Raw genomic sequence first — 879 nt, forward strand, 5'->3', positions numbered from 1 at the left:
GACTACGGCGGCTGCGCGGCCATGCCGGCACCGCCGCATACTGCCCGCCGCGGCGACCACGGCAGCTGCGGCCATGCCGGCTCCGCTGCACTCCGCCTGCCGCGGCCTTTGGCGCCAATATGCCGCCGCAGTGGCGGGGCCGGCCGCAGGCGCCGGAGCTGGCCGCGAGCATGCGCAGTCCCAGCCGGGCTGCGCACCCGCGGCCCTGGCTGGGGCTTGTGGGCGCGAGGGCCCGATCGGCATGACTTGCCCTGCCCCCATGTGTACCTCCCGCTGACCGGGGGGGATACTCAACCGACTTCCCCCAAACGCCGCATCCGAACTCCGCATTAGTGGTCGAACTTCAAGTCAACGCTCGACTTCACCTCAGCGTTCGACTCCACGTCTGCGTTCGACTCTGCGTTCGGACTCCAAGTCGGCGTGCGAACTTCACGTGCGCTGCCCATCCCCTTGACACATAAGGCGGCGAATGCGCTTGCTGCGGGCGCTGGACTCAGCTCAATTGGCACACGCGGACACATGAGTCGGCGAATCCTGCAAAAAATGCAACATTTTCCGTCCTCTGTGCGCCAGAGAAAGGGTAAAGTTGCATTTTGTGCAACAATTTGGGCGCGATGGGCTTCAAAGCGAGGAATTTCGCCTGAAATGCTGCACTTTTTACAACTTTGAGCCGCAAATGCGGTCTATCCCCCCGTTTTTGTTGTACAAAATACAACATTTGCTGACCCTCCCCGAAAATTCGGCAATATCTCACAAGCCGAATTTTCAACACCGCAGGTAACGGCCGATGACGAAAGGAAACGCTCGTCATAGGCGTCCCTCTTGAAAATTTGGCGATATTCCGCCGACCGAATTTTCAACACCGCAGGTGACGACCGA

General features: G+C 60.5%; 1 protein-coding gene. It reads right to left on the reverse strand.

Annotated features, from left to right (window positions below):
- Nucleotides 1-493 precede the first annotated feature (493 nt).
- The gene (locus F591_RS33385; RefSeq protein ID WP_019534087.1) at nucleotides 494-718 is read right to left on the reverse strand and encodes a hypothetical protein; all 225 of its coding nucleotides are present in this window, start codon (nucleotides 716-718) and stop codon (nucleotides 494-496) included.
- Nucleotides 719-879 lie beyond the last annotated feature (161 nt).

The organism is Paenibacillus ginsengihumi DSM 21568 (assembly GCF_000380965.1).
GTDB lineage: Bacteria > Bacillota > Bacilli > Paenibacillales > NBRC-103111 > Paenibacillus_G > Paenibacillus_G ginsengihumi.

Bases quoted from the DNA above. Each gene is read 5' to 3' on its own strand.
- F591_RS33385 (WP_019534087.1), bottom strand. From the start codon at position 718: ATGTTGTATTTTGTACAACAAAAACGGGGGGATAGACCGCATTTGCGG.